The organism is Aquirhabdus parva, from assembly GCF_003351745.1.
Classification (GTDB): domain Bacteria; phylum Pseudomonadota; class Gammaproteobacteria; order Pseudomonadales; family Moraxellaceae; genus Aquirhabdus; species Aquirhabdus parva.
On the sequence record NZ_CP031222.1, the window covers coordinates 1,606,322 to 1,623,646 of the forward strand.

Here is a 17,325-nt window from a genome sequence, read left to right on the forward strand (position 1 = left end):
TTTTTTGTATATTAAATTTATTTTATGTCATCTTTTTAGCTATTTATAACAATCATGACAAGTCCAAGCAATAAGAATATATTCGAAAACACTCCCCTTAGACTGATTTTTTCGTGTAAGAAAACAACGCCCAAAAACACACCGATCGGAATGCTGAGCTGCCTAAAGGCTACCGCGTAGCTGACATTTGTCACGAGCATATAGCTCAAAAGGACTAAAGCATAAGTGATAAACATCATCACACCTGCCAAAAAAGCAGTTTTGGCATGGATTTGATAAGTGTTTCTAAGTTTAATGCGCTGAATTTTGGAAAAGAAGATACAGGCAAGAAAAATCATCGTTGCCCATGCTTCACAGCTTGCATAAAACAACATCAGATGCCACTTTGGCTCGTGCGGATACCAACCTTGTAGTCTTTGTAGGGCATGGTAATCAATTAATGAATATGCGACTGTACCCAATGCTGCGATTACTGCATAGACTATTGCGATCACTTGACTCGATTCCGAATGATGAATTCTGACGAGGCTCAGCATCGCAATAACCACGATCACCATACCGCAAATTGCAATAGAATCTGGTTCTCCGTTTAGAAATATGGCACTACCTAAGGGAACCAGTAATACAGGTAATGCACGAGCAAGCGGGTAACTTAGTCCAAATGCACCATGCTGATATGTTCCTGCTAATCCAATAAAATAGACACCTTGTGCAATTCCTGTCGCACAAACAAGTAGCCAAAAAAAAGATGGAAGCTCGATAAACCAACGGCCGAAATAAATCAAAAATGGCAGAGAAACCGTTGCTGTAGCAACAGTTGTCAGGGAGTAGAATGTAACCCCAGCTTGTCCAGCACGCTTACCAAAAAGATTCCAAGAAGCATGCGCTACTGCTGAAAGGGTGAGGAGCAATAGCGCTATTAATGACATTTATGGTTTCTCTCCAATCGCCAAACGACATTCAATATCATCTAATACGGGAATCAAATCAGCAATGCTATCGATAACGTAGTGGGCTCCGGAAGCTGCAAGCTTTTCATACGCTTTAGAGCGATATTGTTCTTGCTCTTCAGTGGGTAGGATTGACCATGCCTCTAAACTCAAACCGACCTCATTACCACTAATCGCCACACCGACGGTCCAACATCCTGCATTTAGACCTTCTTCAATACCGACAGGTGTATCATCCACTTTAACGACTGATGCAATATTCTGTACACCTAGTGCCATCAGATTTTTCCATAGCATATCTGGGTATGGGCGCCCCCTCTCAACATCGCTGGCAGTGACAGTTGCATCTGGGGTGAACCCTTGCTTACTGGCTTCTGGTAATAGCGCATCAAGCATAATCCGAGCGTACCCTGTATTACTGCCGATTTTATAGCCTCGTGTGCGAATTTCAGCAAAAGTTTCCAATGCGCCTGGTAATAACTGAGCACATCGGGGGATTGATTTTAATTGATAGGGAATGAAATCATGATAAAGACGATCGATATCTGTTGTTGTAGATGCTTGGTCATAATGCTTTTGCCACTCAGCAGCTATGCGCGGCATCGCCAGCAAAGCCGCAACATGTTCACGCTTTTCCAGACCCATTGGTGCACGCGCTTCTTGCTCAGTAATCGGTACAGCGTTTTCTTCAAATAACGCCATAAATGCGAGAATTGGGGCACGTGATCCAAAATCTACAGTCGTGCCGGCCCAATCAAAAACAATCGCTTGCAGCGAACCAGTGTACTGGCGGTGATAACGATAAGACATATAAACCTCAAGTTTATTAAGCGGTTGATTGAATTTAAATTCATTGATTCAGGATGATTTTCTTCAGAAGTAGTCGATAGCTCTGAAGATCAGAGGGTCTTGCATTGGTTTGCTTGGCATGATCATCAAGCGAGCGTAATGCCATCGCATCTTTAAACCAACGTGAGTTCTCAAATGCCTTCACCTGCTCTGAATTCATTGGTCCACCTTGGAGAGATAAACTTAGGCGAGATGCATGACTTAAGTTTGCGTGGTAATTGGAATCTACTGTGCAGAGATAGCGCTTGACTGCGACATGGAGTGCAATGGGGACATATACTGATTCAGGGAAAACTTGGGCTAACCATGCCGAACCACGTTGTTCATGTTTAGTATCAATACCTTGTGTGGCCGCATCTTCCGGTTCATCTCCCAATAAGTGACCGATATCATGGAGCAATGCGGCTGCAACCAAATGTTCGGAGTAGTCCCGATCCTTAGCGAGTTGGGCGCTTTGCAACATATGATCTAATTGGCTGACGCCCTCGCCATAGTGTGCAATTCCACGAGTTTGCATCAACAAGAAAAGCAGGTCGAGCCAAGCATCAATTAGCGCAGGCCTTGCAAACATTTGTTCAGATGTTGAGTTCATGCTGAAACAGGATCCATTTTGAATTCTAGGCATACTTTTTTCATTGCCACGAGCAAACGTTCTATGTCTGCGGCATAAACCTCACCAATATTACCAATACGGAAACAATCCAGATCCGTCACTTTGCCAGGATAAATGACAAAACCATGAGTCTTGAGCTGTTCATAGAGATGACTAAATGAAAAATTTTCAATCTCAGGATATCGAAACGTGGTGATGATCGGAGAGTGCCATGCTAGGTTTTCAACGACGAGTTTGAATCCTAAAGCCAGCATGCCATCAACAAGTAAGTGTTGATTTTCCTGATATCTAGTATGTCGAGCTGCAATACCACCTTCTTGCTCCAGTTCAAGCATCGCTTGATAAAAGGCATGTACCACGTGGGTTGGCGATGTGAAGCGCCACTTGCCATTCTGTTGTTCCATAGTTTGCCATTGATCAAAAAGGTCCAAACTGACTGAACGCGCAATGCCAGCACATTCTAGCAATGCAGTACGTTTTGCAATGACGAAACCAAAACCCGGCACCCCTTGAATGCATTTATTGGCACTAGAGATCAAAAAATCGATATCCCAATTGGCAACATCAATTGGCAGACCCGCAAATGAGCTCATTGCATCTACGATCCAAATTTTTCCTGCGTCTTTAACGACACTGCCAATTTCTTGCACAGGATTCAGCATTCCAGTTGTTGTCTCACAATGGACACAAGCAACATGTGTAATGTCTGATTCTTGCAATAAGCGTTCGGCAACTAATTCAGGCGTTGGACGATCAAGTTCAGACACGCGAAGTACCGAGATGGCGATTTGCATGCGGGTTGCCATTTGCACCATGCGTTCGCCATATGCGCCATTGGCAATAATCAATAGACGACCAGAATGGGGCACAACTGAACCTAGGACTGATTCCACAGAAAAGCTGCCACTACCTTGCATCAATACTGCTGTGTAGTCAGTAATTTTGGATGTTGCTAATGCGACAAGTCTGGTACGGATGTCTTGAATGAGGTTGTTATATTCAGCATCCCATGTGCACCAATCACGGCGCATGGCTGCTTTCACCGTTGCCGATGTTGATAACGGCCCTGGGGTAAGTAATAAATAAGGGTTTGTTGGTAAATCAAGAGTAGCCATAGATCAAAACACCTTAGAAATAAGCACGCTGTGTAAATCGAATAAAAAATACTTTTATTGGCATGATTGATTAACGTAATTTAGCACAAATTCAATCTGGTATAAACCAGATTGAATGAAATAGAGTATTAAATATTTATGAAAATTTGCATAAAAATTATTCAAATATCATTTATAAAATACTGTTTTTAATGAAATTAATCATAAAACCAGGTCCTGTTGTCATGCCTTTTCCAGCAATCGTACTAATGATGTGTATATTGGGGTCGGGTTCAGCTACGAATACCAGCTCTGTCGGATGTGTCAGATAATAGCCATTCCAGCGTTCTTGGATTGCTGGTAGTTTTATGCCTAATTGATCATGACAGTAGTCCAAAATGAATCTATTCAGTGTTTCTCGTTGATGGAATTGTGGAGGCTCATCTAACGAATGGTATTCATGGCTATCGCCAATGATTAAGCCGCCATCAGCAGTCTGCTTAATTAGAATATGAATGCCATAGGCATCCACGATTTCTGGTACTTGTGCCTTTGTTAGCGTGTTGAAACTAGGACAAATTTCAAATGCTGGATAACGGCGTATCGATAAGCCTGAATATAAAGAGGCATTTAATGATTGATGAAAGGGTAATGTCTTAGCCATTTGCAGCGTACATCGCTTCAAGCCTGCCTGCTTGAGCACATCCGGGTAAAGAATGTCGGTGACGTCACCATGGGTGATCAACATTTTTTTTGCAGAGAAATATTGCCCGTCTGCGAGTTTCAGCGAAACATGATTCTCAGCACTTTTTACTTGAGTGACACAGGATTGAGTTAAAACACGGATGTTGTGATGTGCACGTGCGACATTAAGAAGTGAATGACCGATCTGGCCTGGTTCAACTGAATAATCTTCAGACAGCAATAACCCACCTTTTAACCGATCTGCATCGAGATATTGATAATCTTCTGCAAGATGCTCATTGCTGAGTAATTGACTTGGAATCGCATGGTCTGGCGAGATATTCGCAAATTCTTGTAGGACTTGCCATTCTTCATCGGTATTGGCGAGGTATAAACCGTCGCGTTGCTGAAATGAAATATTGGTTTCAGCTTGAATCTCTTGATAAAACTTTCGCGATTCGAGAGCATATTGGCGCCAGATGCCACTGGGATGGGTGAGTGTGGACGTACCAATCATCCCAAAGTTACGCCTAGTCGCACCCACAGGCGAAACATTTCTTTCAAAGATGATGACACGTAAACCAGCATTTGCAGCTTGAATTGCTGCAGATAAACCTAAAATCCCAGCACCGACAATCAATAAATCGGCTAATCGTTCAGAAGGTGAACTCATTGCAAAAATACTCAAATATGATAAAAAATGCTGGGCAAATAGACATGTAATCATTTGCCCAGTGAAGGGGCTTACAAAGAGGATCTCTTAGAAGTTGTATTGCAGACGGAAGGCCGCAGATTTACCAGTTTCATCCATTCCTGGTTTTGCGATGTTGTCAGTAGTAATGTCCTGAATGTTAAACATCGCTTTGACGTTTTTATTGGCGTACCAATTGATCCCCAATAGGTATATATTGGCCTCTTTGCTGATCCCTTGATCACCAGTGACATGCTGATAACGTGCAACAAGTTCCCATGCACCATATGAGTTAACAGGGCTGATATTGGTAAACTTACCTGCTTTAGCCTTATAGCCACGGGACTCACCCGTGAGGGTGTATGTGCCCATGACATAGTATGACGATACTTTGGCATCAACAGTTTTAGCATCAGCACTGCCTAAGTTTCGACGCAGGTACTCGCTTTGAATAGAGAAAGGACCATTCATGTAAGCCGCTTCAAGTACGCCGGAACGATCTGAATCAAAGTTACCGGTGGCAAAAACCACACCATCAGATTTTTTGGCACCCAGTGTACTTTTTGCACTCAGACTACTGGTATTGATGTTGGCATCGTCGAGTGAAACGCCTAAATGTAATACTTCAGTTTTTTCTGCGATAGGCGCATAAGTGAAGCGGCCATCATAGCCATAGCGCGAGTTCTTGGATGGACTGGTATTACCGTTATCATAGATAGAAACACCCCAACTCATGTTTTTGTTGCCATTACTGAGTTCAAACTGTTGGCTAGACTCGGTATCACCGGCATTGGTCAGATCCCAGATTGCCGCACGTTCAATTGTAGAAATTGCCCCTGAACTAGTTGACTGCTCTAAGCCAAATGGGCGTACAGCACGACCCAAAGTAATATCGGCTAGATTCCATCCTGTATATTTCAAGTAGAAGGTATCCCACTCAAAATGCGCACCGTCACCTTGATCGCCAGTACCATTCATGACTGCTTCAAAGTACCAGTCCTTATACGCTGTTCCGGTCACACCAAAATAGCCTCGGCGGATGTATGTATCTGTACGTGATTTATTTTGAGTTGCATTATTGAGTACGCCATTTGAATAAGACGTATCTAAATTGAGGCGCCCCGTTACATCAAAGCTGAATTGACCATCTGCAGTTCTGGCTCCAAATCCACCATCTGTTTTAAGGATGATGTCTGGACCTTCGGTTGATACTACCCCCGCAGTAGCCGTAGAAACTGTCATCCCCAGACAGATCGATATTGCTAGCACGTTTAAATTAAAAAGTTTTTCCACAACATTCCCCTAAATTTTTGAATAAAAAAACATGGATCACTAAAAAACAAAAACAAATACAACATCTACAACACTGGATGCCCAAAACTTTCTTTTAGGCGTAAAAAACCACTTCTTTCGATGACTCGAAAAAATTGAATAAAACGAGGGTCTGGAAACTTAAATGACGCTAGATGTATGAAGCATCTTCATTAGAAACTGTTTAAAAACTTATCCATCCTCTTGACGCCAACGTTGGGTGCGTTTTAAGAGTTGACTCGTGATGAGCCAATGTAGAACTTTAACAACCAAAGATGTTGCTAGAATCAGCACACCCATTGCAGCAGCAGGCGCGGTATCACCGGCATCATCCATATTTAAAATAGCAACTGAGGCGAGAGTAGTATCGGGAGAGTATAAAAATATTGCAGCCGAAACAGTGGTCATGGCATTAACGAAGAAATAAACCGAAATATCCAGAATCGCAGGTAAACATACCGGTAAATAGACTCGCCAGAATGTGGTCGGGACGGAGACACCTAATGAAATTGCGGCACTATCCAACTGAATAGGCAACTGCTTTAGTGCTGTTAGCGCCGTCAAATGGGGAACCGTGTAATAATGAACAATGGTTGATAAAACTAATATAGTCAGAGTGCCATATAAGAAATTAAGCGGATTATTCGGATGATTAAAGAAGAAGATATAAGCAATACCTAATACTAATCCAGGAATTGCCATCGGCAATAATGCTAATCCTTGGAGCAAATTCTTCAGTAATACGAGCCCTTTTAATCGCTGACTACTAAACGCCGCGATAAAGACAAAGACTGTACCAATGATTGTCACTAAACAGGCGAGTTTGAGTGAGTTGAAATAGGACTTCCAACCACCACCATCAACAAACTCAAAATGGTAATGCATGAGGCCCATGCTCAAATCATAGGGCCAGTACTTGGCAAATGATGCAAATACTGCCGTACCTACGATCGCTAGTAGACATAGAGCTACACCAGAGCAAAAAACCAATAGGACTACTGTTTGCCACGGGTCTTTCTTAGCTTGATACGGACGTGCTTCTTGCTGTTGAAGACGTTCTTGGGATTGCTTTTGAACACGATCAATGACAAAAGCGAGCAGTGCAGGCACCAGCAGCATCAAGGATACGACGGCCCCCATACTAAAATTCTGCTGGCCAATAATCTGTTTGTACACATCCAAAGCCATCATGTTGTACGAACCACCAATGACTTTAGGAATACCGAAATCAGTCAAAACATAGGTAAATGCCACCATTGTTGCGCTGAGGAGTCCATAGCGAATGGCCGGAAACATGACTTTGATATGCGTTCGAATCGCTCCTGCACCCAAACTACGGCTGGCTTCAAATAAACGAGCATCTAGGCCGCGGAATGCTGGAACCATAATCATAAGTACGGATGGAAACAACCAGAAACAGTAGCCCATCAGAATTCCGATGGGACCATAAATCTCTGCAGTCCCAAGCCAAGATTTAAGCATGCCTTGGTGACCAAAGAGATAAACCAATGCTATTGCAGGTAATAACGATGGGGCAAGAATGGGTAAGAGTGCAATAAGCCGAAAGAAACCCTTAAAAGGAATACGACTAGTTGTAATTGCATAAGCGTAGATAGTTGCGATGATCAAGGTGATCATCGTTGCAGTCAATGCAATGACTAATGAATGAACAATCGAACTGGTCAATGCAGGATTAGAAAAATAAAGCGTAAAATTATTGAGTCCGACATACTCGTCATTTCTATCAAATAATGCTTTGAAAAAAAGCATAATTAATGGGAAAAGAACCAGTATGGTCAAGATCAGACATTGGCTCATCAATACCGCAGATGGTAATGACAGAGTAAATTTTCGTCTTTGCTTCAGCGTTTGATCGTTGGGTGACAAAGCAGGATTTAGCATAATGTTTTTCCTGCCTGATCAAAGACGTGGAGTTGGGTTTCATCAAGTGAAATGTGCACGAGATCGGAGAGACGACCGGCATGATGATGCGTTGTGTCTATCTGTATTAAATACTCCGTTGGCCTTGTGCCACCAGTTTGTTGACCCCGAATTGCCACCGTTAAACGTGTTTGGGCGCCTAAGAATTCTTTTGCAGTCAAATGTACCGATAAAATGATTGTTTGTTGTTCAACTGCGTTTGAATGAACCAGTGATGCGGCTTCAGGACGGAAGCCAATTTCGACTTCAGTATTGACAGGAAGATCAACCGACTGACGAAGTGATAGACGTAAGTGCCCTGCAACCAATAATTCCGTCCCAGATAATACTTTGGCGGGTAAAAAATTCATTTGCCCAATAAAATTTGCAACAAAGCGAGTTTTAGGATGATGATAAATATCTTCTGGTGTACCAACCTGTTCAATAACACCATGGTTCATCACCACAATGCGATCAGCCATCGTTAATGCTTCCTCTTGATCGTGTGTAACCAGAATCGTTGGCATGTGTAAACGTTGTTGTAATGAGCGAATTTCCTGACGCAAATGCAGTCGAACTCGTGCATCAAGTGCGGATAAAGGTTCATCCAGTAAGAGAATATCTGGCTCGGGTGCTATGGCACGAGCCAGGGCGACGCGTTGTTGTTGGCCACCAGACAACTGGAGTGGGTACTTTTGTTCCGATCCCGTTAGTCCGACTAAAGCGAGTAGTTCAGCCACACGGGATTGGCGCAACGACTTACTCCAACGCTTACCGATAAGTCCATAGGCGATATTTTCGGCTATGCTCAAATTAGGAAATAGCGCGTAATTCTGAAAGACTATTCCACAGCGCCGCTTTTCGGTTTTGAGGTAACTGATATCCTCACCATTTTTAAAGATTTGCCCCTGATCGATCTGATCAAGACCTGCTATCAGGCGGAGTAAGGTTGTTTTACCGCAACCCGAAGGACCCAGGAAGCAGAGCAGCTCACCTTTGCGAAGCTCTAAATCAATATGATTCAGCGCAGTAAAGTGTTTAAATCGCTTTTGTACACCACGGATTTCTAATGCAGCTTGATGGCGTTGTAGATTTGAGGGTATGGCATTGTGGTGAGAGACTAATGTGCTCAAATCAGGCATAGGGTGATCAAATAACCTGGCATGAATCTCTGTGGATTGGATCTCGGGCTGTGTTTGTTCCGGCTCACCCGTTGAGTTTTTTTTCATTGTGTCCACCATATTATCCACCCTTCGACCTTATGGTCTTACAAATAATGAGCCAACTATCTTCTAAAAAAGATTTAAAAAGAACACAGCTGAAAAAATGGACATACTCAACTGTGCTTTGAGTTTAAATATTCTCATTAAAACAACTAATGAGCTGGAGCATTCGCTATAAACGATTATTTTGGTTCAGATTTACTGTCGTACCGTTTAGACCATTCCGCCAAAATCTGGTCACGATTTTTGGCAGCCCAATCAAAATTATTTTTAATCATGAGTGCGTTAACATTTGCAGGACGGAACTTAATGGGTTTTGCGACGCCAGGATATGCAACTACTGCAAAGTTATCCGCATAGGCCTCATTAGCTTCTTTGCTGACACTCCAATCAATAAATTTTTGGGCATCGGATAGATTCTTGGTGCCTTTAACAATCGCTGAAGCTTCTAAATCCCAGCCTAAGCCCTCTTTAGGAAATACGATTTCTAAAGGTGCGCCTTTTTCTTTAAGCTGAGATGCACGATATCCGAATGAAATACCGATCACGGCTTCACCTTGAGCTGCCATTTTGCATGGCTTTGAGCCCGAGTGCGTATACTGGGTAATATTTTGATGTAGTGCATCCATATAGGCCCAGCCTTTCTTGTCACCGAGGGTCTGCAGCCATGCGGAAACATCCAAATAGCCAGTGCCACTTGATGCCGGATTTGGCATAACGACCAAACCTTTATAGATCGGCTTGGTCAAATCAGCCCAAGATGTTGGCAGTGGTAGCTTGCGTGCATTAAGTTCAACCGTATTCACACATACGGCTGACTCCCATGCATCCATTCCGGTCCATGTCGGTACTTTCTTTGGACTGACGTAGAGTTTATTGAGTTTCTCTACGCCTTTAGGCGCATAAGGCAAAAGCATGTTTTGCTGGTCCATGAGCATAAGACTTGTCACGGCCAGTCCGGTGATGACATCAGCTTGAGGATTTGCTTTCTCTGCCAGTAAGCGAGCAGTGATTACACCTGTAGAATCACGGACCCATTTAACGCTTAAATCAGGGTAGGCTTGTTTGAGCTTGGCCTCATAGGCGACAAGTTGATCAGCTTCAAGCGCTGTATAAACAGTAATTTGCCCAGCAGTAGCTAAGCTGCATGACAAGGCTATCGATGTAAAAGTTGTTGTTAGCATCAAGTGTTTAAATATTGAATTCATCATTGTACCCCCTAAAAAATGATCACTGGATTTCATTTCGAGAGGGCATTAAAACAACAAAATATGACAGACTGATGAATCTGGTATAAACCAGATTGGATTGATCGAGAAATTATTACCAATAAAAAAGAGAGTAAAAATTACTCTCTTTTAAAAATTAAATAATATAAATTACAATATATTAGATCTATTCTGATTGTTCTTTGTGGGCTTCTAGACTAATCTCGAGCACATCATGCAGCCAATATTCTTGGTCAACATCCGTAATTTTTCCGTGTTGATCATGATTGCTGCGGCAGATATATAATCCAGAAGTTCCGGGCGATACAAGGAGATGACGAGCTTGTGATGCAGATAACGATGACGGATAAAGATTCATTTTCACCCGTGTTAGTTCAACAGAGTAAAACTTACTCATCGCTTCGGTAATAGAGTTATTAAGAGGAATCTCTAGAAAATCTGGAAACGATTCAGCATTCATCCGTATATGTTCAACCATGACTGGTCGACCATCAATGAATCGACGCCTCCAAATAGAATACACAGGATCACCGACATTAATGCCTAAGTGTTTGGCCGCCCATTCCGAAGCACCGATTTGCTCTGCCGAAATAAGTTCAGTCGTTGGAATACGTCCTTGAGCTGTGACGTACTGCATAAAGCTCTTGGTACTTCTTGGGTTGTAAACAACACGGGGAGGGCTAACAAACCAGCCGCGACGATCTAGCCGATATATTAAGCCTTCGGTTTCTAGTGCCAGCAGGGCTTCTCGTGCTGCGACCCGAGTTGTATTAAAACTCTCTGACAGTTCACGTTCGGAAGGTAACTTGGCGCTAGCGATCAATTCACCTGTCTCGATACGGGCCGCCAAAGAGTCGCGGATATGCACATATTGTGGCGCGCGGGGTAGGGTAGATACAGGATCTAATTGCATCTTTATACTCATAAATTAACAACTTCAGATTTTTAAGACTTTTACGCAGTTAAGCACGTTAACTGATTGTGTCCTCATGGTAAATATTAAAATGGTTTAAGGGATGCTCCGTCACTAAAAGTTCACATTTTCACTGCTATATAGCTCTCTAAAATGATGTAAACCTCTAGGCTAACTTCAGCGTTCGAAGTAAGTGATGATAGCGATTGACCGTTAAGGTAAGGATGAAGAAATAGTTGATTTGTGGCTTATTGAGCAAGTTCTGAACTGGCAAATATTATGGGTTCAAGTTTGATTATGGGTGGCTAAGTGATATTTCGGAAACCATGTTCAGGAAAGATGTGACTTAGCTGCTGTTGATTAAGCCCATAAATATGTCGCATGGAATGCCCTAGTAAATCACGCCAATCCACCAATACGGGTAAATCGCGATTTTCATTTAACGCTTGATCTGAAAGACCATGAAACCCTCCAAGCATTTTTCCGCCCTGAATATTCCCACCTAGGAGTAATGCAAGCCCTCCATGCCCATGATCCGTGCCTTGAGTGCCATTCTCCCGCACCGTACGACCAAATTCGGTCATCACGATTACATGGGTACGATTCCATTCCTCTGCCCCTAAAGACTCTTTTAATGCGATTAAGCCTTCAGAGAAATTATCAAGCGAACGCGTTAAGATACCGTCCTCTGAAACATGAGTGTCAAATCCGCCTAAATCTATAAAAGCCAGTGATAACTTCTGGTTCGCTCGTAGCAAACGTCCCATCTGCCCAGCAATCTTTGGAAAGCCATTGACCGCAGCAGCACCTCGTGCCGCAGTTACATCCATACCCATACTGGATTCAATCTCTGCTTCAGTCGTGATTGCTTGCTGTAGCGCTTGACCAGTCTTGGCATTTTGATTGGCAAGAAGAATGGCCTCTCGGAGGCGACCAGAAGGTAGCTTGAGCCCAGTACCGGTCAGCGGTGCAATTTCTGGAGGAGTCTCTAAGCCTTGAAAACTAAGCGGGACTTGCTGAGTGAAACTGATCGCTTCATCCGATCCACCGAGTATTCTTGCGGTACGTGCCATGAAGCCACTATTGCCATGAGCTTGCCCTGTTCCTAATTCGAAGAAGTCTTGAGCCTGAAAATGACTACGGCTTTTATCCGTAGTGCCTGCACACGGAGCGAAAGATAATTCACCTGCATTAAACAATTCAGCAAGCCGAGTACATGATGGATGAGCCGCGAAGCCTGTCTGACCTAATCGAATGCCACTTGCAAGTACAGTTTTAGCCAGAGTAGGGCGTAGGATAGGGAGCTGAGGATCATCGATAGGAGCAATGGCGAATAGTCCATCTAAGCCACCACGTTGAAAAATAACAATGACTCGGCCATTCGATGAGCCCGAAGGACTTTCGAATCCGAAGGCTTGATGGACACTTAAACTGAGCGATGTGGCACTGGCTGCCAGCGCAAGCTTTAGGAATTCTCGACGGTGAATCATTGATCTATTCTCCTATCTCTTCATGAATTCTGGGCTGGTCAATAGCAATACGATTTTCTCAGGATCTGATAGTCCATTTTCAGCAGTTTTCGTATTACTTGAGATTGGCCCAACGAGTTGAGTGACGGTATTCAAGTCAGGCTGACAAGAAATCCCTTTTGCAAGATTTGGGGTGGCTGTTGCCTGAGTCATGGACATAGGTGAAGGCATGGCGGAAGTTGCAGTGGGGGGACTCAAATTATTCTCCGCTTTACTCACTAGAGGCACTTTACCCATTGCGATGGCTACTGCAAAACGCGTGCGCTCCGCCATCGCAGCTGGCGAGAGCCAATCGGATTCTGTCGCGCCATAGCCATCAGGCGTACTATGCATAAAAGGTGCTTCTCCCATATCCTTGGCATTAAAAACGAGAATGGATGGATTCCCGATAGGCATACCAGAGCAAGTCGTACGAGCGGCAGATAAAATAAAATCTAAAGGTTCTTTAAATTTCAATGGGTTTGACAAGGATGCTGCAAATTCAGGGGATGTCATGAGTGGTATTAACGTTGCTGAGATTCGACCATTACTCTGAAGGTAAGCGTTCGTCATCGCATTGACGAGAGCAGGCGGTGGATTATCTGATAGAAACTGACGTGCCAGCTTGAATGCAATATGATGTGCTGTCGCAGGATGCATCGCAAGAATGTGCAATGCGCGGTCGATTTCATCTAGACCGTGACCTGCAGGAAAAGTATTGCCAAGGAAAGTTTTAGAACCGAAATCGTGCCTTCGTGGATCAAAGAGAAAAATTCCTTTGCGTATAGCACCTGCTTTAGATAAAGCCTGATCCTGCATTTTGGGTGTGTAAATACCTGCACCGGTAATAATACGTGCTAATTCCTGCACATCTTTCTGACTATATCCAGCGTCTACGCCTAGTGTATGCAACTCCATCAACTCGCGTGCTAAATTTTCATTGATGCCAGTTGGTTTTCCACGTGCTGCAACAATGGTACCCGTAATAGAAGTGGGCGCTGTAGATTGGAAATTATCGAGATAAATTTGCATAGCCGCGTGGTAAAAGCTTGCACGTAACAACGACTCAAATGAGTCGCCACGCATGGCCCATTCAAGCGCATTGCTATAGTCCCAAGCCAGTAATTTGTCATAATCCTTGGGACCATAGATCGAAAAGTGATTCAGCCAAAATGAAAGTAATGCTTCATGGCCTTGATTATCCGAATTGGCCATAGTTAATAATCTGGCTTGGATTGTTGCATCCATATATTGGTTTTCAGTCTGCTGTACCAGTTTGCGGGCTTCAGGATCTTGCTGTTTATCACTTAATGTACCGCCCGGCCCGTATTGACTCCACATGGCTATAGTTGAACCGCTGATAGGCAAAGATTGAATTTGAGTGACAATTGGAACGGGTAGGTGAGACACTCCCTGGATGGAGTGCATGAGATATTGACGCGGCGTTTGATGCATAGCGACTTTTAGACTTGACTCATCCGCACCATAGCCGAATCGACTCAACATTGCCCTTGCGCTGAGTTCATCCATTTTCTGATCAATATCAAAATTTGCCCACGCAGAATTTCCCTGAGACATCGAGAGAAGCAGTGCCAAAATTGCAAATCGCCGTTTGATCATGCCCATGCATCCAGAAAAATTTTCAATTGCAATGATTGTAGCGCCGAAGCTAGACACTATAGTGCGAGTGATTATGTGGTGAAATGAAATGGAATGTAGTGATTTGAGATAAATTGTGGAGGATTGAATTGTCTATGGAGTCGCTAATACAAGCTTTAGTCGGACTAGTAGCCGACTTGAAAGGTTATTATCAGGGGAAAGATGCTCCCGATTAATTAATTTGAAATAGATCGATCAAAATCTTTATTTAAGTCATTCTTATTTTTATCATTTTCTATAAATAATCTGTAAATACAGACAAAAATTACTAATTAGGCAAAATAATTCTGTAAAATCCCACATCATTGCAAGAACCACGCACTCAGTGAGAATACTGAAGCTGTGGCTCTGCACATTCTTTTTCAAGTCAATTTCTTATCCGTGATTCGGCTTATATATCAATATTTGGATTTCTTTGTGCCAGTGGCGACATAGAGAAATAGTTAGGTGCCCGCATGGAAATCAAAGTCAATTTTCTAGACAAACTTCGACTTGAAGCCAAGTTTGATGACTTCACAGTGGTGGCTGATCAACCCATTCGCTATAAGGGCGATGGTTCAGCACCGGGACCGTTTGACTATTTTTTAGCTTCGTCAGCCTTATGCGCGGCGTACTTTGTAAAGTTGTACTGCGAAACGCGTAATATTCCCACCGACAACATTCGCTTGTCACAAAACAACATTGTTGATCCAGAAAACCGCTACAAACAGATTATTAAAATTCAGGTTGAGCTGCCACCCGATATTTCAGACAAAGATCGCCAAGGGATTGTGCGCTGGATTGATCGCTGTACTGTGAAGAAAGTGGTGCAAGCCGGCCCAGAGTTTGTGATTGAACACGTTGAGAATATTGATGCCGACGCACAAGCACTGTTGATGCCCGGCTTAGCTTCAGAAAGTAGTACTTATATTCCGGGTAAAGACCTGCCGTTAGAAGAAACCATTGCCAATATGTCTGGCATTTTGGCAGGTTTGGGCATGAAGATTGAAATCGCTTCGTGGCGAAACATTGTTCCGAATGTATGGTCTTTAAACATTCGCGATGCGCAATCTCCCATGTGCTTTACCAATGGCAAGGGTTCAACCAAGGAAAGTGCGTTGGCATCGGCTTTGGGGGAGTTCATTGAGCGTTTAAACTGTAACTTTTTCTATAACGATCAGTTCTGGGGCGAAGACATCGCTAATGCTGATTTTGTGCATTATCCCGATGAAAAATGGTTCAAACCGGGCCCTAAAGATGCCCTGCCAAAAGAAATTCTCGATGAGTACTGCCTAGAGATTTACAACCCAGATGATGAACTACGTGGCTCACATTTGTACGATACCAACTCAGGTAATGTAGAGCGCGGCATTTGTTCACTGCCGTTTGTACGTCAGTCGGATGGCGAGGTGGTGTATTTCCCATCGAACCTGATCGAAAATCTTTTTCTCAGCAATGGCATGAGTGCCGGTAATACGTTGGTAGAAGCTCAAGTACAGTGCTTATCGGAAATTTTTGAACGTGCGGTGAAGCGTCAGATTCTGGAAGGCGAAATGACGCTTCCCGATGTACCGCAGGCAGTTTTGGACAAATATCCTAGTATTCTGGCTGGTATTAAGGCATTGGAAGAGCAGGGCTTTCCAGTATTGGTGAAGGATGCCTCGCTGGGTGGAAAGTATCCAGTGATGTGCGTCACCTTGATGAACCCGCGTACGGGCGGTGTATTTGCTTCTTTCGGGGCACACCCAAATTTTGAGGTGGCGCTGGAACGCAGTCTTACGGAGCTACTGCAAGGCCGCAGTTTTGAAGGCTTGAACGATTTACCTCAGCCTACCTTTGAAAGTAACGCTGTAACTGAGCCAAACAACTTTGTTGAACACTTTATTGATTCCAGCGGTGTGGTGTCGTGGCGCTTTTTCAGTGCCAAAGCCGATTTTGATTTTGTGGAGTGGGATTTTTCGGGCTGGGGAGGCGATCCCAATGCAGAGGAGGCTGAAGCGCTATTCGGCATACTCGAAGAGATGGGCAAAGAAGTATATATGGCCGTGTATGAGCATTTAGGCGCGACGGCCTGCCGAATTTTGGTCCCCGATTATTCAGAGATATATCTGGTAGAGGATTTAATCTGGGATAACACCAATAAAGCGCTATTGTTCCGCGCCGATATTTTAAACTTGCATCGCTTGGATGATGCGAGCCTAAAAGCCCTGCTTGAACGTTTAGAAGACAGTGAACTCGATGATTACACTGAAATAACCACATTGATCGGTATAGAATTTGACGACAACACCGTATGGGGTCAATTAACGATTCTAGAGTTAAAGTTGCTAATTCATCTTGCGTTAAAGCAGTTCGAAGAAGCCAAAGAGCTAGTGGAAACCTTCTTGCAGTACAACACCAATACGGTTGAGCGCGGATTGTTTTATCAGTGCTTGAACGTGGTGCTAGAAGTTCAACTTGACGATGAGCTTGAGCTGGATGATTACATGGTCAATTTCCGACGGATGTTTGGCAACGCGCGGATGGATACTGTGTTGGGATCTTTGGACGGTAGCGTGCGCTTTTTTGGTTTAACACCTACAAGTATGAAACTTGAGGGTCTTGATCGACATCTGCGATTAATCGACAGTTATAAAAAACTGCATACGGCGCGGGCTAAAATGGCGGCTTTATCGGGTTAGGCTTACGATTACAAGAGATAA

Annotated in this window: 13 protein-coding genes; 1 reads left to right on the plus strand and 12 read right to left on the minus strand. The window is 43.5% G+C overall.

Features of this window, described 5'->3' with window-relative positions; genetic code table 11:
* Positions 1-35 precede the first annotated feature (35 nt).
* The 12 genes from HYN46_RS07185 to HYN46_RS07240 all read right to left on the minus strand — a co-directional run bounded on the left by HYN46_RS07185 (position 36) and on the right by HYN46_RS07240 (position 14,605).
* Positions 36-929, minus strand: coding sequence for an EamA family transporter (locus HYN46_RS07185; protein ID WP_114898739.1), 894 nt, complete (start codon positions 927-929; stop codon positions 36-38).
* The gene (gene phnX, locus HYN46_RS07190) at positions 930-1,760 is read right to left on the minus strand and encodes a phosphonoacetaldehyde hydrolase (protein ID WP_114898740.1); all 831 of its coding nucleotides are present in this window, start codon (positions 1,758-1,760) and stop codon (positions 930-932) included.
* A 40-nt stretch (positions 1,761-1,800) separates the two neighbouring features.
* On the minus strand, positions 1,801-2,391 hold the full coding sequence (locus HYN46_RS07195; RefSeq protein ID WP_162818109.1) for an HD domain-containing protein: 591 nt from the start codon (positions 2,389-2,391) through the stop codon (positions 1,801-1,803).
* Positions 2,388-3,527 (minus strand): 2-aminoethylphosphonate--pyruvate transaminase, encoded by a 1,140-nt coding sequence (gene phnW, locus HYN46_RS07200; RefSeq protein WP_114898742.1) that lies wholly within the window; start codon positions 3,525-3,527, stop codon positions 2,388-2,390. The genes HYN46_RS07195 and phnW overlap by 4 nt, the downstream gene beginning before the upstream one ends.
* Before the next feature lie 172 nt (positions 3,528-3,699).
* Positions 3,700-4,863, minus strand: a complete 1,164-nt coding sequence (locus HYN46_RS07205) for a TIGR03364 family FAD-dependent oxidoreductase (RefSeq protein WP_114898743.1) — start codon at positions 4,861-4,863, stop codon at positions 3,700-3,702.
* 87 nt (positions 4,864-4,950) lie between these two features.
* Positions 4,951-6,123 (minus strand): OprO/OprP family phosphate-selective porin, encoded by a 1,173-nt coding sequence (locus tag HYN46_RS07210; RefSeq protein ID WP_114898744.1) that lies wholly within the window; start codon positions 6,121-6,123, stop codon positions 4,951-4,953.
* A 261-nt stretch (positions 6,124-6,384) separates the two neighbouring features.
* On the minus strand, positions 6,385-8,094 hold the full coding sequence (locus tag HYN46_RS07215; protein WP_114898745.1) for a putative 2-aminoethylphosphonate ABC transporter permease subunit: 1,710 nt from the start codon (positions 8,092-8,094) through the stop codon (positions 6,385-6,387).
* On the minus strand, positions 8,088-9,341 hold the full coding sequence (locus HYN46_RS07220) for a putative 2-aminoethylphosphonate ABC transporter ATP-binding protein (protein ID WP_162818110.1): 1,254 nt from the start codon (positions 9,339-9,341) through the stop codon (positions 8,088-8,090). Before HYN46_RS07220 ends, HYN46_RS07215 begins: the two co-directional genes overlap by 7 nt.
* Positions 9,342-9,517: 176 nt before the next feature.
* Positions 9,518-10,543, minus strand: coding sequence for a putative 2-aminoethylphosphonate ABC transporter substrate-binding protein (locus HYN46_RS07225; RefSeq protein WP_114898747.1), 1,026 nt, complete (start codon positions 10,541-10,543; stop codon positions 9,518-9,520).
* Positions 10,544-10,730: 187 nt separating this feature from the next.
* Positions 10,731-11,477: a UTRA domain-containing protein gene (locus HYN46_RS07230; RefSeq protein ID WP_228254918.1), complete on the minus strand. Its 747-nt coding sequence runs from the start codon at positions 11,475-11,477 to the stop codon at positions 10,731-10,733.
* A 305-nt stretch (positions 11,478-11,782) separates the two neighbouring features.
* A complete protein-coding gene (locus HYN46_RS07235; protein ID WP_114898749.1) occupies positions 11,783-12,967 on the minus strand; it encodes a DUF1501 domain-containing protein in 1,185 nt (394 codons plus the stop codon).
* Between the two features lie 12 nt (positions 12,968-12,979).
* Positions 12,980-14,605, minus strand: coding sequence for a DUF1800 domain-containing protein (locus HYN46_RS07240; protein ID WP_162818111.1), 1,626 nt, complete (start codon positions 14,603-14,605; stop codon positions 12,980-12,982).
* A 494-nt stretch (positions 14,606-15,099) separates the two neighbouring features.
* Between HYN46_RS07240 and HYN46_RS07245 the strand changes: the two genes are divergently transcribed.
* Positions 15,100-17,304, plus strand: a complete 2,205-nt coding sequence (locus HYN46_RS07245) for an OsmC domain/YcaO domain-containing protein (RefSeq protein WP_114898751.1) — start codon at positions 15,100-15,102, stop codon at positions 17,302-17,304.
* Positions 17,305-17,325 lie beyond the last annotated feature (21 nt).

What these genes read in the sequence shown, in the direction of transcription:
- HYN46_RS07185 (WP_114898739.1), bottom strand. Translation starts at nt 929, where the DNA reads ATGTCATTAATAGCGCTATTGCTCCTCACCCTTTCAGCAGTAGCGCAT.
- phnX (WP_114898740.1), bottom strand. Translation starts at nt 1,760, where the DNA reads ATGTCTTATCGTTATCACCGCCAGTACACTGGTTCGCTGCAAGCGATT.
- HYN46_RS07195 (WP_162818109.1), bottom strand. Translation starts at nt 2,391, where the DNA reads ATGAACTCAACATCTGAACAAATGTTTGCAAGGCCTGCGCTAATTGAT.
- phnW (WP_114898742.1), bottom strand. Translation starts at nt 3,527, where the DNA reads ATGGCTACTCTTGATTTACCAACAAACCCTTATTTATTACTTACCCCA.
- HYN46_RS07205 (WP_114898743.1), bottom strand. Translation starts at nt 4,863, where the DNA reads ATGAGTTCACCTTCTGAACGATTAGCCGATTTATTGATTGTCGGTGCT.
- HYN46_RS07210 (WP_114898744.1), bottom strand. Translation starts at nt 6,123, where the DNA reads ATGACAGTTTCTACGGCTACTGCGGGGGTAGTATCAACCGAAGGTCCA.
- HYN46_RS07215 (WP_114898745.1), bottom strand. Translation starts at nt 8,094, where the DNA reads ATGCTAAATCCTGCTTTGTCACCCAACGATCAAACGCTGAAGCAAAGA.
- HYN46_RS07220 (WP_162818110.1), bottom strand. Translation starts at nt 9,341, where the DNA reads ATGAAAAAAAACTCAACGGGTGAGCCGGAACAAACACAGCCCGAGATC.
- HYN46_RS07225 (WP_114898747.1), bottom strand. Translation starts at nt 10,543, where the DNA reads ATGAATTCAATATTTAAACACTTGATGCTAACAACAACTTTTACATCG.
- HYN46_RS07230 (WP_228254918.1), bottom strand. Translation starts at nt 11,477, where the DNA reads ATGCAATTAGATCCTGTATCTACCCTACCCCGCGCGCCACAATATGTG.
- HYN46_RS07235 (WP_114898749.1), bottom strand. Translation starts at nt 12,967, where the DNA reads ATGATTCACCGTCGAGAATTCCTAAAGCTTGCGCTGGCAGCCAGTGCC.
- HYN46_RS07240 (WP_162818111.1), bottom strand. Translation starts at nt 14,605, where the DNA reads ATGATCAAACGGCGATTTGCAATTTTGGCACTGCTTCTCTCGATGTCT.
- HYN46_RS07245 (WP_114898751.1), top strand. Translation starts at nt 15,100, where the DNA reads ATGGAAATCAAAGTCAATTTTCTAGACAAACTTCGACTTGAAGCCAAG.